The sequence below is a fragment of the Skermanella aerolata KACC 11604 genome (assembly GCF_000936425.1).
In the GTDB taxonomy this organism is placed as follows: domain Bacteria; phylum Pseudomonadota; class Alphaproteobacteria; order Azospirillales; family Azospirillaceae; genus Skermanella; species Skermanella aerolata.
Genome location: NZ_AVFK01000037.1, coordinates 1 through 14,183, shown reverse-complemented (window position 1 = coordinate 14,183; position 14,183 = coordinate 1). Strand labels below are relative to the sequence as shown.

General features: G+C 63.7%; 14 protein-coding genes. 9 read left to right on the top strand and 5 right to left on the bottom strand.

What is annotated here, in order from left to right:
* Positions 1 to 75: 75 nt before the first annotated feature.
* From N826_RS30200 to N826_RS44445, 3 genes are all read right to left on the bottom strand, one after another.
* Entirely contained in the window at positions 76 to 891 is an 816-nt protein-coding gene (locus N826_RS30200; protein WP_044435108.1) for a transglutaminase-like domain-containing protein, read from the bottom strand.
* A gap of 112 nt (positions 892 to 1,003) precedes the next feature.
* A complete protein-coding gene (locus N826_RS30195; protein WP_044435106.1) occupies positions 1,004 to 1,876 on the bottom strand; it encodes a transglutaminase family protein in 873 nt (290 codons plus the stop codon).
* A 172-nt stretch (positions 1,877 to 2,048) separates the two neighbouring features.
* Positions 2,049 to 2,189 carry a hypothetical protein gene (locus tag N826_RS44445; protein WP_169789438.1) on the bottom strand — a complete coding sequence of 47 codons (141 nt, stop codon included), beginning with the start codon at positions 2,187 to 2,189 and terminating at the stop codon, positions 2,049 to 2,051.
* Between the two features lie 374 nt (positions 2,190 to 2,563).
* On the opposite strand from N826_RS44445, the gene N826_RS30190 reads away from it, so the two are divergent.
* Positions 2,564 to 3,655, top strand: a complete 1,092-nt coding sequence (locus N826_RS30190) for a M4 family metallopeptidase (protein WP_044435105.1) — start codon at positions 2,564 to 2,566, stop codon at positions 3,653 to 3,655.
* 81 nt (positions 3,656 to 3,736) lie between these two features.
* The gene (locus tag N826_RS30185) at positions 3,737 to 4,084 is read left to right on the top strand and encodes a protealysin inhibitor emfourin (RefSeq protein WP_044435104.1); all 348 of its coding nucleotides are present in this window, start codon (positions 3,737 to 3,739) and stop codon (positions 4,082 to 4,084) included.
* A gap of 9 nt (positions 4,085 to 4,093) precedes the next feature.
* Here the strand turns inward: N826_RS30185 and N826_RS30180 are convergent, their stop codons facing one another.
* Complete coding sequence (locus N826_RS30180; protein ID WP_044435102.1) at positions 4,094 to 4,819, bottom strand: GntR family transcriptional regulator; 726 nt, start codon at positions 4,817 to 4,819, stop codon at positions 4,094 to 4,096.
* 189 nt (positions 4,820 to 5,008) lie between these two features.
* Between N826_RS30180 and N826_RS30175 the strand changes: the two genes are divergently transcribed.
* From N826_RS30175 to N826_RS30145, 7 genes are all read left to right on the top strand, one after another.
* Entirely contained in the window at positions 5,009 to 6,490 is a 1,482-nt protein-coding gene (locus tag N826_RS30175; protein WP_244619716.1) for a mannitol dehydrogenase family protein, read from the top strand.
* A gap of 17 nt (positions 6,491 to 6,507) precedes the next feature.
* Positions 6,508 to 7,704, top strand: coding sequence for a mannonate dehydratase (uxuA, locus tag N826_RS30170; protein ID WP_044435100.1), 1,197 nt, complete (start codon positions 6,508 to 6,510; stop codon positions 7,702 to 7,704).
* A gap of 51 nt (positions 7,705 to 7,755) precedes the next feature.
* Entirely contained in the window at positions 7,756 to 8,727 is a 972-nt protein-coding gene (locus tag N826_RS30165) for a sialic acid TRAP transporter substrate-binding protein SiaP (protein ID WP_044435098.1), read from the top strand.
* Between the two features lie 352 nt (positions 8,728 to 9,079).
* Positions 9,080 to 9,658 (top strand): TRAP transporter small permease, encoded by a 579-nt coding sequence (locus N826_RS30160; RefSeq protein ID WP_044435145.1) that lies wholly within the window; start codon positions 9,080 to 9,082, stop codon positions 9,656 to 9,658.
* 4 nt (positions 9,659 to 9,662) lie between these two features.
* Entirely contained in the window at positions 9,663 to 11,069 is a 1,407-nt protein-coding gene (locus tag N826_RS30155; protein ID WP_044435096.1) for a TRAP transporter large permease, read from the top strand.
* Positions 11,066 to 12,115 (top strand): L-idonate 5-dehydrogenase, encoded by a 1,050-nt coding sequence (locus N826_RS30150; protein ID WP_044435094.1) that lies wholly within the window; start codon positions 11,066 to 11,068, stop codon positions 12,113 to 12,115. The genes N826_RS30155 and N826_RS30150 overlap by 4 nt, the downstream gene beginning before the upstream one ends.
* A gap of 98 nt (positions 12,116 to 12,213) precedes the next feature.
* A complete protein-coding gene (locus N826_RS30145; protein WP_211099422.1) occupies positions 12,214 to 13,188 on the top strand; it encodes a TRAP transporter substrate-binding protein in 975 nt (324 codons plus the stop codon).
* A 97-nt stretch (positions 13,189 to 13,285) separates the two neighbouring features.
* Here N826_RS30145 and gfa read toward each other — a convergent pair whose 3' ends face one another.
* Positions 13,286 to 13,921 carry an S-(hydroxymethyl)glutathione synthase gene (gene gfa / locus N826_RS30140; RefSeq protein WP_044435092.1) on the bottom strand — a complete coding sequence of 212 codons (636 nt, stop codon included), beginning with the start codon at positions 13,919 to 13,921 and terminating at the stop codon, positions 13,286 to 13,288.
* Positions 13,922 to 14,183: the final 262 nt, after the last annotated feature.

Genomic DNA, 14,183 nt, shown 5'->3' with positions numbered 1-14,183 from the left:
TAAGGAGCAGTTCGAGGAACAAACAATTTGCCAGAAGTGGCAGTCCCTAATGGGACGGCGCGGCCTCCGTTAAAGTCACGCCGCGTCCGGCATTTCGTCGGTGATCACCGTGAACCCGGTCAGCGTGTTCGGCCCGAAGGTCGTGCTGAGCGCCACGTCCACCGCGTCGCGGCCGCGCGCGATCAGGACCCTGCCGATGCGTGGAGTATTGTTGCGGGCATCGAAGGTATACCACTGGCCGCCCAGATAGACTTCGAACCAGCCGGCGAAGTCCATCACGCCATAGGGCGGCGGCACGCCGATATCGCCGAGATAGCCGGTGCAGTAGCGCGCGGGGATGTTCATGCAGCGGCAGAAAGTGAGCGCCAGATGGGCATAATCCCGGCAAACGCCTACTTTTTCAGTGTAGGCCTCGAACGCCGTCCGGGTCGCCCGGGCCTGCATGTAGTCGAACTTGATGTGGTTGTGGACGAAGTCGCAGATCGCCTGCACGCGGTTCCAGCCGGGTTCGGTCTTGCTGAACAACTCCCAGGCGACGTCGCTGAGCAGTTCCGTTTCGCAGTAGCGGCTTGCCAGCAGAAAGACCAGCGCCTCTTCGGGGAGTTCTTCCAGGGTATGCTGCCGAGCTGTCGGCACGACCACGTCGGGCTTGCCGCTGTCGCGGACCACGGCGGACGTGCTGATCCTTGTTACGCCCTTGGGAGCCACAATCCTGCTGCACCAATTACCGAAACCGTCGCGATAAGCGGTGATCGGCAGGGGCGGGTCGGTCACCAAGTGGTCCGGGACCACGATGTCCGACGCGCGTGAATAATGAATGTTCAGCATCAGCAGCATCGGCGTCGGCTGAGGACATTCGTAGACCAGCTCGTATCCTACCTTGATTCGCATGGTCTGGCTCCTTGTTGTTTTTGCTGGCGTATCCCGGGTTGTCAATTCTGACCAGCCATTCCAGCTATTATTATGGCTTCTTGCGATATCCATGCCAACGCGGCAATTGTGGTCATGGTTCCGGCTCCGGTTCGTCCAGGACGCTTACGCTGACGTCCATTCCGAGGAACGACGATGCCGGCCCGGTATAGGTTCCCCATAGCGGCAAGGCCTGGGCCGGAGCCCAGGCGACCGCCACGCGGATCAGGTTGCGATTGCCGATGATGCTGTTGGTCGGGTCGAAATCCACCCAGCCGGCGCCCGGCAGGTAGACCTGAAGCCACGCATGCGTGGCGCCGCCGCCCCTGACCGGCGCGTCGCCCGCACCGGGCACGAAGATGTAGCCGCTTACGAAACGGGCGGCGAGGCCGAGCGAGCGCACGCCTTCCATCATCAGGAACGCGTAGTCGCGGCACGTCCCCGTGCCCTTCGCCAGCGTCTCGGCGGGCGTTTGGACGCCCCGTTCGTAACGCCGCGAATAGGTCAGTTGCTCCCGGATGCCCAGCGTGATCTTCCGCAGCAGCGCCATCGTCCCGATCCTGCCGTCCTTGGGCAGGAAGCCGGCGGCCCAGCGATCGACCTCTCCCGCCGGATGGTGGCGCTCCAGCGCTCGGACAAGATCCAGCCGCTCCTCGCGGGAATAGGCGAAGGGAAAGACCTGCGCCTCCGTTGCGAGGGCATAGTCGGGATGCGGCGCCTCGATGTGCTCCAGCGTGACTTCGCTGTCGAACACCAGTTCCGATGTCGGGCCTTCGAATGTCGCGATCGCCAGCGAATTGTCGAAGACGTCGTGGAGCCAGCGCAGGGTCTTCGGTTCGGGAGAGATGGTCAGGCGCGTCCGGACCAGCCGCAGGTCATGGCTCTCGCGCGGGCGGAACATCATCTGATGCTCGCCCAGCTTGACCGGGGTGGCGTAGCGGTATTTGGTGATGTGCCGGACCGTCATCAGCCGCGAAGACGCCGGGGGCGTACCAGTATTCAAGACAGGGAATTACCGATCTGCCAGGGTGGAACATCCTCGTGAATGCCGAATCGCATTCCACAGCCCCGGCGACAAGGGAAAAGAGCGCATGAAGCTCTCTTCCCGGATGTCCGCGGGCCAGAGGGCCGCAGGCTGTTCAGCCGGAAACGCGTCCCGAAGTCTTCGGCGGAACCAGACGGCCCGACGTTGGAACGATGGATGTCTGGGCGGTCGATACGGCCTTGTCCTTCTTCGGCTTCTTGGTCTCGCGATTGCTTTTCTTCTGACCCTTGGCCATGAAAATTCTCCAGATTCGGCGTCGTGCGCCCGATGGCGGAAATAGCTCTTTCGACGTCGTATCAACGTCGTCTATCGAAGGCTGGAAAGTCCGGGATTATGATACGCCGCATCATCCCTCTTTTATAATTATTTGGCTATAGGAAAATAAAAAAACAAACAGTGTAAGAAATTAATTTTTAGGAGCACTTGATTTCAACATTCTCCGGCCGGTTCGAACTCTGCGCGATCCCGCTACCGCAACAATCGGCGCTCAGGAAATGTTCGACTTGAACTGGTTGGCGCCTCGGTCCCGAGAAGGACAAGGCAGTCCGAAAACCGACATGGCCGGTGTGGCGCCGAGCCCACCGCCGAACTTGGCCGGAGATTCGAACCATGTGTCAAAATCGTTATCCGCACCATCGTCACTCGATCTTCTGCATCCTGCCGCCTTACCTGCTGCTTGAAATTTCGCAGCACGGATCGCCAGCGCAGCGCGCGGCGGCCACCCAGACGCTGGCCTCGGACGGGACCTTTCGGACGTTGCGCATCAGTCTGAGCGGTCAGATGCCGCCAGCGGCCCGGCGCCGGCGGGTCCTTGGCCTCAAGCCCGTCAAGCAGCGGACGATCTACACGGCCGAAAACATCGAAACGCTGCCCGGAAAGGTCATCCGCGCCGAAGGAGGAGCGCCGACCACCGACCCTGCGGTCGACGAGGCGTATGACGGCCTCGGCCATACCTTCGACTTCTTTCAGGAAGTCTTTGGGCGGAACTCCATCGACGACGAGGGCCTGCCGCTCAATGCGACGGTGCATTACGGGCAGGAGTACAACAACGCCTTCTGGAACGGCGAACGGATGGTGTTCGGCGACGGAGACGGCGAATTGTTCAACCGCTTCACTGTGGCGCTCGACGTGATCGGCCACGAACTGGCGCATGGCGTGACCGAGGACGAGGCCGCCCTTGTCTACATGTTTCAGCCGGGCGCTCTCAACGAGCATCTGTCGGATGTCTTCGGCAGTCTGGTCAAGCAGAAGGCACTGGGCCAGACGGCCGATCAGGCCGACTGGCTGGTCGGTGCCGGCCTGCTTGCGCAGGAGGTCGTCGGGGAAGCCTTGCGTTCAATGAAGGCGCCCGGCACCGCCTACGACGACCCGGTTCTCGGCAAGGACCCTCAGCCGGACCATATGGACCGGTTCGTCGAGACAATGCAGGATAACGGCGGCGTCCACCTCAACTCCGGCATCCCGAACAGGGCGTTCTATCTGGCGGCGACGTCGCTCGGCGGTTATGCCTGGGAGAAAGCGGGCCGGATCTGGTACGAGACCTTACGCGATCCCCGGTTGACGTCCGAAGCGAAGTTCGTGGAGTTCGCGTCCCTCAGCGCTTCCCTGGCGGGACGGCTTTACGGTATCGGAAGCGATGAGCAGCGCGCGGTGACCGAGGCCTGGATGGAAGTCGGCATCCTTCAGAAACAGATGGTTTGAACAAAGATCGGGCGGCGCATAGCATGGGCGGAAAATCACGCTGTCGAGGCATGCGGCATGACACGAACAGGACCTGATAGCATGCATGTGCTATTCGCCACCAGTGGAGGTATCGCTTACTTCCCCGGTCTCGCTCGTCCGGTCACGATCGAGGCAGACGAGCTTCCCAGGGAGGACGCGAGCGAACTGGACGGTCTGGTGACCGACAGCGGGTTCTTCGAACGGCCTGAGCGGGTGGAGTGCAACTCCGCCCCCGGGGCTGCCGACTACCGGCAATACACCATCACGATCGAAAAGGGCGAGCGGTGCCATACGCTGATCGTCAGCGAGCCTATCGACGACCCGTGCATCAGGCGATTGGTGCGTTTCCTCGAGGCACAGGTGAAGGCCGCCCGCGCGAAGGCGCGCACGACCAAGCCCGGGGACTGACCGGGACTGCTACTGCGTCGTCGCCGCAGCCGGATCGCTTTCCGGACCAAGATCCCGCTCGAAGAAATCTGGGAAGCGTTCCGCCAGTTCCGGCAGCGATGTCAGGATCTCCCGCAGATGCCGGCGCATCGCCGCTTCCGCCGCGTCGGCGTCCTGCGCCGCGATGGCGTCCACGACGGCCTGATGCTGGCCGATCAGCCGCTCGACCGGGGTCGCGTGCGGGATGCTCAGATAGCGCACTCGGTCCATCTGCGCCTTGGTTTCCTCGACCACCCGCCACGCGTATTCGCAGCCGATACCCAGGGCGATGTCGCGGTGGAAGCTCTCGTCCAGGTCCATGAAGCGGACGGGGTCAAGCTCGGTGGCGGCCTTCCGCTGGGCGTCCAGGTTGGCGCGCAGCGCCTCCATGCCGGATGCCGTCATTTCGGCACAGGCGCGGCGGACCACGGCCAGTTCCACCGCTTCCCGGACGAAGCGGGCGTCGAACACCTGCTTCATCGAGATCTTGACGATGAAGGTGCCGCGCTGAGGGCGAACCTTCAGCAGACCGGCCTCGCTCAGCTTGATGAAGGCTTCCCGCACCGGTTGGCGGCTGACGCCCAGGCGCGTCGCGATCTCCTGCTCCGACAGCGCCTGCCCAGGACGGATGCCCATCGTGACGATGGCGTTGCGCAACTCACGGAAGACACGACGTGCCACGGGTTCGTGCGAATTGACCTCAATCCTGTCGAGCATCACCGGCCTCCCCCGCACGTTTGTTATCCATTTTTCGTTTTTGCTCCTTTGGAGCTAGTCGGCGCAACAACTCTTGCCAAGCCGTTTCTTACATACTACCATACCAGTCAATGAGCAAGAAGGCACCGCGAAGCGGGCCAGGGATCCCAGGGCCAGTCCCCAGGGTTCAAGGGAAGGGGAGGAAACGCCGTGGCATCCACCACGACCACCGGCCAGCGCCTGAACGCGCGGACGATGATAGCGCTTGCACCGGCCATCGCGAAGCCGCGCGCTTCGGGAGCCGGCGCCGGCCTGGAAACCGGCATCGTCCATATCGGCCTTGGCGCATTCCATCGTGCTCATCAGGCCGTCTACACCGACGATTGTCTCAACCGCTCCCCCGGCCCGTGGGGCATCTGCGGCGTCTCGCTGCGCAGCCCCGACACCCGCGATGCGCTTGCCCCGCAGGATTGCTTGTACACCGTGGCGGTCCGCGACGCGTCCGGCGACCGGCTCCGCGTCGTCGGCTCGATCACCGAAACGCTGGTGGCGCCGGAAGATCCCGCCGCCGTCCTGGACCGCCTCACCCGCCCCGCTACCCGCATCGTCACGATCACCGTGACGGAGAAGGGCTACTGCCACGAACCGGCGACCGGCGCGCTCAACGGCGACCATCCCGGCATCCGCCACGACCTGGCAAATCCCGGCCAGCCGCAGACGCTCGCCGGCTTCCTGGTCGAAGCGCTGGACCGCCGCCGCAAGGCCGGCACTCCCCCCTTCACGGTGCTGTCCTGCGACAATCTGCCGGACAACGGCCGGGTCACCGCCGGCATCCTCCGCCAGTTCGCCGAGTTGCGCGATCCCGCACTTGGCCGGTGGATCGCCGACACCGTCGCCTGCCCGAGCAGCATGGTCGACCGCATCGTCCCCGCCACCACCGACGAGGACCGCGAGACCGTGGCGATGGCGCTCGGCGTCACCGACGCCTGGCCGGTCATGACCGAGCCGTTCAGCCAGTGGGTGATCGAAGACCACTTCCCCGCCGGCCGCCCGGCCTGGGAACTGGAAGGCGCCGAACTGGTAAGCGACGTCCGCCCTTATGAGCTGATGAAGCTGCGCCTGCTCAACGGCAGCCACTCCTGCATCGCCTATCTCGGCTACCTCGCCGGCCACCAGACCGTTTCCGACGCCATGGCCGATCCCGTGTTCGCCGGCTTCGTCCGTGCCCTGATGGACGATGAAGTGACGCCGACGCTGGACGTGCCGCCCGGCGCCGACCTGACCCGCTACAAGGCGGCCTTGCTGGAACGCTTCGCCAACCCCGCGCTGAAGCACAGGACATGGCAGATCGCCATGGACGGCTCGCAGAAGCTGCCGCAACGCCTGCTCGGCACGATCCGCGACCGGCTTGCCGCCGGCCAGCCCTTCGATCGCCTCGCCCTCGGCGTCGCCGCCTGGATGCGCTATGTCGGCGGCGTCGATGAAAAGGGCCGGCCGATCGATGTCCGCGATCCCCTGGCCGACCGCCTGAAGACACTGCCGGATGCGGCATCCCTGCTCGGTGTCCGCGAAGTCTTCGGCGACGATCTGCCCAAAAATCCCACTTTCGCCGCCGTCGTCACCGAAGCCCTGGCCCGCCTGAAGGCGACAGGTGCCCGCGACGCGGTGCGATCCCTCGACCCCAATTCCTGACCCGGTGAGTTGAAACCATGGAACAGACTTGGCGCTGGTTCGGTCCCGAGGATGTCGTTCGCCTGCCCCAGATCCGGCAGGCCGGAGCAACCGGCATCGTCACCGCCCTGCATCACATTCCCTACGGCATCGTCTGGTCGGTCGAGGAGATCGAGAAGCGGAAGGCCCTGATCGCCGCCGACCCGTCGCTGGGCTTGCGCTGGAGCGTGGTCGAAAGCCTGCCGGTTTCCGAGCCGATCAAGCTGGGCGAGGGCGACCTGGAGCCGCTGTTCGACAACTACCGCCAGTCGCTCCGCAATCTTGCCGCCTGCGGCGTCACCACCGTCTGCTACAACTTCATGCCGGTGCTCGACTGGACGCGGACCGAACTGGCGCACCCGCTCCCCGGCGGCGCCCGCGCGCTCCGCTTCAACGCACATGAATACGCCGCCTTCGACTGCTTCATGCTGGAGCGGCCGGGTGCCGAGGACGAGCACGACCCCGCCGTGATCGCCCGTGCCAAGGCATGGTTCGACAAGGCGTCGGAAGACGACAAGCGCCAGCTTCTCTCCAACATCATGGCGGGGTTGCCCGGCGCCTTCGATCGCTACGACGCCCCCGGACTTCGCCGGATGCTCGACCGCTACAAGGGCATGACGCGCGAGACGCTGCGCGAGAACCTCGCCCGTTTCCTGCGCGAGGTCGTCCCGACCGCCGAGGAATCCGGTATCGTCCTGTGCATCCATCCCGACGATCCGCCGCGCCCGCTGCTGGGCCTGCCGCGCATCGTCGGCAGCGCCGACGACCTGGACTTCATCATCGATGCGGTCCCGTCGGAAGCCAACGGCCTGACTTTCTGTACCGGATCGCTCGGCGCCGGCGTCGATAACGACGTCCCGGCCCTGGCCCAGCGCTTCGCCGGCCACATCAAGTTCGCCCATCTGCGGAACGTTTCGAAGGAGCCGGACGGCTCCTTCATGGAAGCCGATCATCTCGGCGGCGACGTCGATATGGTCTCGGTCGTGACGACGGTGCTGGAAGAACAGAAGCGCCGCCACGACACCGGTGCCGAAGATTGGCGCATTCCGTTCCGGCCCGATCACGGCCACGAACTGTTGGACGACGTGGGTAAGGCAACTCACCCCGGCTACCCGGCAATCGGGCGGCTGCGTGGGCTGGCCGAGATACGCGGCGTGATGACCGCCGTCGCCAGCATGCGGCAACTGCCCGTCTGAACCGAAACAAGACGCATTCAAGCAAGTCAGGTAAAAGGGAGGTATAAAGAAGTGCTTAAGCTCACCACCGCCGTCTTCACGGCAGTCATCGCCCTGGCCGTCAACGCCCCGGCCAATGCCCAGACCGCCCTGAAATGGGGCCACGCCTACGAGACGTCGGAGCCGTTCCACACCGAAGCCTTGTGGGCCTCCGAAGAGATCGAGAAGCGCACCCAGGGCCGCTATAAGATCACCGTCTTCCCCGCTTCCCAGCTCGGCAAGGAAAACGACCTCAACCAGGGCCTGACCCTTGGCGCGGTCGACATCATCACCTCGGGCTCCAGCTTCGCGGCGCGCAGCTACCCGCCGATGGGCGTCACCTATTACCCCTACATCTTCCGCAGCCCCGACCACCTGATCGCCTATACCAAGAGCGATATCTTCAAGGAACTCGCGGCCGGCTATGAAAAGGCTTCCGGCCACCACATCACGGCGGTGACCTACTACGGCACCCGGCACACGACCTCCAACAAGCCGATCAAGACCTGCGAAGACCTGCGCGGCGTCAAGATGCGCGTGCCCGACGTCCCGGCCTACCTCGCCATGCCCAAGGCCTGCGGCGCCAACACCGCCCCAATCGCCTTCGCGGAGGTTTACCTCGCCCTCCAGAACGGCACCGTGGACGCCCAGGAAAATCCGCTGACGACGATCGAGGCCAAGAAGTTCTTCGAGGTCCAGAAGAACATCGTCCTGACCGGCCACATCACCGACCACGTAAACACGACCATCGCCGGCCGGCGCTGGGCCAAGCTGTCGGACGAGGACAAGAAGATCTTCACCGAAGTCACCCAGGAAGCGGCCACTCGGGGCACCAAGATCGTGCAGGAACGCGAAGCGGCCCTGGTCCAGACCTTCAAGGACAAGGGCCTGAACGTTCAGGAAGTCGACAAGGCCGAGTTCGAGAAAGTCGTGCTGGCCAAGGTTCCGCTTTCCGACTTCGGTTACAAGCAGGAAGACTACGACCGCATCCGTGCGGTGAAGTAAGCAGCCGCGTACTGGAGCGTCGATGAGAGGAGGTCCCCGGATCAAGTCCCATGCACTTGGCTTAACGCCGTTCCCCCGTTTTCGTCATACCAAGACTTGATCTTGGTATCTCCCGTCAGGAGCTGAGCGGGTGACATCCGGACTTCGAGTTGAAGTCCTTACGTCCGCTTTCGCCAGGAGATGCCAAGATCAAGTCTTGGCATGACGGCAGAGTGGAGCGTAATGCCCGCGTGACGCGCAGGAACGTATTGAGTCAGCGCCTATGGGATCACCGGGGACCTCCCGGCATCGTCGCCTCAGCCCACAAGACCCGCCCCTCAGACCCCGCCCCCAAACCATGCAAGGTCAGGCCGTGTCGCAGCACCCGCCGTCTCCCCCCGCCGTCACCGCCGAAGAAATCGCCCACGCCTTCGAAGATCAGGTGGAAGCGGTCGATCTGTCGCGCTATTCGATCGAGGACTGGATTACCCAGGCCATGTTCTGGGCCATGACGCTGGCCGTCTTCGTCCAGTTCTTCACCCGCTACGTGCTGAACGACAGCCTCGCCTGGACCGAGGAAGCCGCGATCAACCTGCTGGTGGGCGTGGTCTTCTTCGGATCGATCATGTGCGTGCGCATGTCGCGCCACATCCAGGTCGATGTCCTCTACCACTACATCCCCGCCCCGCTCGCCCGCGCGCTCTCGCTGCTGGTCGATGTCGTCCGGATCGTCTTCTTCGGCTACGCGGCATTTCTGGTCTGGGAATACTCCGAGCTGATCAGCCACGAACGCATGACAATGATCGACCTGCCCAAATCCATCGTCTTCTACACGGTGGTCGTGGCCTTTGCCCTGATGTGCGTCCGCGCCATCCAGGTGATGGTCGAGAACATGCGGCGCGGCTACTCCGTGCTCGAACATCCCGAAGCCTTCATGGAAGTTGGAGACTGACGCCATGACCCTGCTGATCGTCTCCTTCCTCGTCCTCATGGTCGTCGGCATCCCCGTCGCCGTGTCGATGGCCGTGGCGTCGCTGCTCTACCTGCTGGTCTACGACGTGGCGCCCGACGTGATCCTGGCGCAGCGCATGATCGCCGGGGTGGAAAGCTTCCCGCTGCTCGCCGTGCCGTTCTTCATCCTGGCCGGCAACCTGATGAACATCGCCGGCGTCACCGGCCGCATCTACACCTTCGCCGTCGCATTGGTCGGCTGGATGAAGGGCGGACTGGCGCAGGTCAACATCATCGGCTCCGTGATCTTCTCCGGCATGTCCGGCACGGCGCTGGCCGATGCCGCCGGCATCGGGACGATCGAGATCAAGGCCATGAAGGACCATGGCTATCCGGTCGAGGCCGCCGTCGGCGTCACCGCCGCCTCCGCCACCCTCGGCCCGATCTTCCCGCCATCGCTGCCCTTCGTCATCTACGGCATGATGGCCAACGTCTCGATCGGAGCGCTGTTCCTGGCCGGCATCCTGCCCGGCGTCGTCATGACCGTGCTGATGATGGGCACCGTGGCCCTGATCGCCTACAAGCGCGGCTGGGGCGCCGATACCGGGTTCGAGTGGAAGCGGATCGCCGAGGCGTCGATGGAAGTCGGCATCGTCCTGGGCTTCCCGCTGATCGTCTACGGCCTGGTCTGGGCCGGGCTGTCGCTCAACGTCGCCCTGGGGATCTCCTTCGCCGTCCTGATCGCGCTGGACTGGTACTTCGACTGGTCCGCCGTGATGGCGCTGATGACCCCGATCATCCTGATCGGCGGCATGACGATGGGCTGGTTCACCCCGACCGAAGCGGCTGTTGCCGCCGTGATGTGGTCGCTGTTCCTGGGACTGGTGCGCTACCGCTCCATGACCATGCGCACGCTCGCCAAGGCGGCGTTCGACACGATCGAGACGACGGCGTCCGTCCTGTTCATCGTTACGGCTGCCTCGATCTTCGCGTGGCTGCTGACGGTCGGTCAGGCGGCGCAGACCCTGTCGGACCTGATCCTGGGAATCACCGACAACAAGTGGGTCTTCCTGATCCTGGTCAACCTGCTGGTCCTGTTCGTCGGCTGCTTCCTGGACACCATCGCCGCGATCACCATCCTGGTCCCGATCCTGCTGCCGATCGTCCTGAAGTTCGGCATCGATCCGGTCCATTTCGGCGTCATCATCACGCTCAACCTGATGATCGGCCTGCTGCACCCGCCGTTGGGGATGGTCCTGTTCGTCCTGTCCCGCATCGCCAAGCTGTCGGTCGAGCGCACCACGATGGCGATCCTGCCCTGGCTGATCCCCCTCTTCGTGGCCCTGATCCTGATCACCTTCGTCCCGATCCTGACCTTGTGGCTTCCTCAAACCATGGGAATGATCCGATGACCGACACTGCATTGGCCGCAACGCTCTTTGGAGCGGAGGACCTGCGGATGGTCGAACGTCCGCTTGGCACGCTTGAACCCGGCATGGTCCGCATCCGCTTCGGCGCCGGCGGCATCTGCGGCTCCGACATGCACTACTTCCGGCATGCTCGCACGGGAGACTTCGTCGTGACCTCCCCCTTAGTGCTGGGCCACGAGGTCGCCGGCGAGATCGTGGAATTGGGCTCCGGCGTCACCGGCCTCGACGTCGGCGACCATGTCGCGGTCAACCCGTCCCGCTGGTGCGGCCACTGCACCCGCTGCCGGGAAGGCCGCGAGAACCTGTGCGAGAACATCTACTTCATGGGGTCCGCGTCCAAGACGCCGCACATGCAGGGCGGCTTCGCCTCCCTGTTCGATGCGACCTCCGCCCAGTGCATCAAGGTCCCCAAGGAACTGTCCTGGTCTGCCGCCGCCCTGGCCGAACCGCTGGCAGTGTGCCTGCACGCCGTCGCCCGCGCCGGAGCCATCGAAGGCCGCAAGGCCATCATCTTCGGAGCCGGCCCGATCGGCCTGTTGACCATGCTGGCCGCGCGCCTTGCCGGCGCCTCGGAAGTCGCTGTCGTCGACGTGGCGCCGGCCCCGCTCGCCTTCGCGGAACGACTCGGCGCCGACAACGTCGTCGATATCTCGGGCGGAGACGAACCGTTGACAGCCCTGGCGGCCGAGCGCGGCTACGAAGTCGCATTCGAAGTCTCCGGCACCGCCGCCGGCCTGGCATCGGCCATCGGCACGGTCCGGCGCGGCGGCACCGTGGTTCAGATCGGCAACTTGCCCGGCGGTGCCATGCCGGTCCCCGCCAACGCCGTCATGGCTAAGGAACTGGACCTCAAGGGCACCTTCCGCTTCGGCAGGGAGTACGAGGAAGCGGTTTCCCTGATCGTGTCGGGCAATGTAGACGTGATGAAGCTGGTGACCGCCGAGCGCCCGCTCAGCGAAGCGCCCGCCGCCTTTCTGCTCGCCCTCGACCGCTCGCAGAGCGTCAAGGTCGTCCTGACCGCCGCCTGAGCCGATCCCGGCGGAACCATTTCACCGTATGCTACCATGCGTATAATCATCCAAACCCGCCGGCAACAGGCGGGCGCATCGACAGGGAGGAAAAGGGTTTGAAGTTTCTGGCATTGATGATCGGCTCCATGGCCATGCTGGCCGCCGGCACCGCCTTCGGTGCCGAGTACAAGTTCAAGCTTGCCCATGAGGTCGCGGTCGATTCCACCCAGCATCTCGCGGCGACCCGGTTCGCCAAGCTGGTCAAGGAGCGGACCAACGGCAACATCGAGATCAGCATCTTTCCGAACAGCGGGCTTGGTCCGGCCCAGCAGGCGCTCAATCTGCTGCGGGGCGGAAGCATCGAGATCATTCAGTCGGGATCGACCACCTTCAACGGCGTCGTGGGGGAGACGACGGCGCTGGAACTGCCGTTCCTGTTCCGCGATGCCGAGCACGCCTATCACGTGCTCGACGGCAAGGTTGGCCAAGGCCTGCTCGACAAGCTGGCCCCGCACGGTATCCAGGGGCTCGCGTTCCTGGAGAACGGCTGGCGTGAGATGACCAACAGCAGGCATCCGATTCGCTCGCACGAGGACATCAAGGGCCTGAAGATCCGGACCACTCCGAATCCATTCCATATCCAGGCATTCCAGCTTCTGGGCGCGAACCCGGTGCCGATGGCCTATGCGGAACTCTACCCAGCGCTTGAGACCGGTGCGGTCGATGCGCAGGAACATCCGCTGCCGGTGCTATGGGCAGCCAAGTTCTACGAGGTGCAGAAACACCTTACCCTCACGCATCATGCCTACTCGCCCCTCATCCTCGTGATGAACAAGCCGAAGTTCGACAAGCTGTCGCCGGAGTACCAGACGATCCTCGTGGAGGCGGCGCGTGAGACGGCGACCTACCAGCGCGACCTCAATGCAAAGCAGGTTGCCGAAATCCTCACCGGGCTCAAGGCGGCCGGCATGGAAGTGATCGAGGAGATCGACACCACACAGCTTCGTCAGGTCGTCGAGGAGCCCTTGCGCAAGTCCTTCGCCGACAAATACGGTATGGATCTGCTCGACGCGATTGCCGCTGAAAAATAGACCGGAGCGAAGTCAGTCCGGACATGGAGCCGGGGCGGGGGAAGGATTTTCTCCCCCGCCCCAGACCAATGCCTGGATCCGGTCGCTGCGCCTGGCCTCAGGCCGCCAGAACGCCCTTGCTCTTCGCGATATGGGTCGCGATCAGGTCCATCAGCGGCGGCGAAAGAGCGTCATAGGGCTCCAGGCCCAGTTCCTTCAGCCGGCCACGCACCGCGCCCATCTGGTCGGGCTTGGCGCCGGATTCGATGACCGACGATACGAAAGCCGCGAATTCCGGAGCGCTCCAGCCCTTCTGGTCGGACAGTTCGGTATGGATGAAGTCCAGGCCGTAGAACGGATGGCCCGTGTTCTCGATCCTGCCGTACATGTGCACGCCGCACTCCTTGCAGGCATGCCGCTGGATCGCCGCCGACGAGTCGACTACCTGAAGCTTGTCGGCATTTGCCGTCACTTTCAAGTTGTCGCGCGGCACCACGGCGACCATGGAGAACAAGGCTCCCGTCGGCTTCCAGCACTTGGTGCAGCCGCAGACATGATTGTGGGCGGAGTTGCCCGTGATCTTCACCTCGACAGGGTTGCTGGCGCATTTGCAGTGCAAAGTCCCGCCGGCAAAATTCGGCGCACCGGCGACGACACCCTGGTCGACCGAGGGGTGGATCTTGACAGAACTGTAGCTCGGTGCCTTGCTCGCCGGGGCTGCATTTGCGTTGTTATTATTCTTTTTCCAGAACATTGCGTCTCCTCCTTACTTATCCAGGTGTCGCAACATTCCTAGCCGATCCAAGATCAAATCAATCGGCTGAGGGAAGACTGCGGCCCTAGGTGTTTATCGGTTGCCGAAATTCCACCTACAAGATGAAATCCGGACAGGCGCGGAAGCTAGTCTGCCAGCTTCCAGTCTTTCATCTTGGCATAACCTGATAGGTGTTACCATGCAACGGACGCATTATACCAACGGCATTAAACATTGACCTTTGCCCATGGCCTGGTTGCGA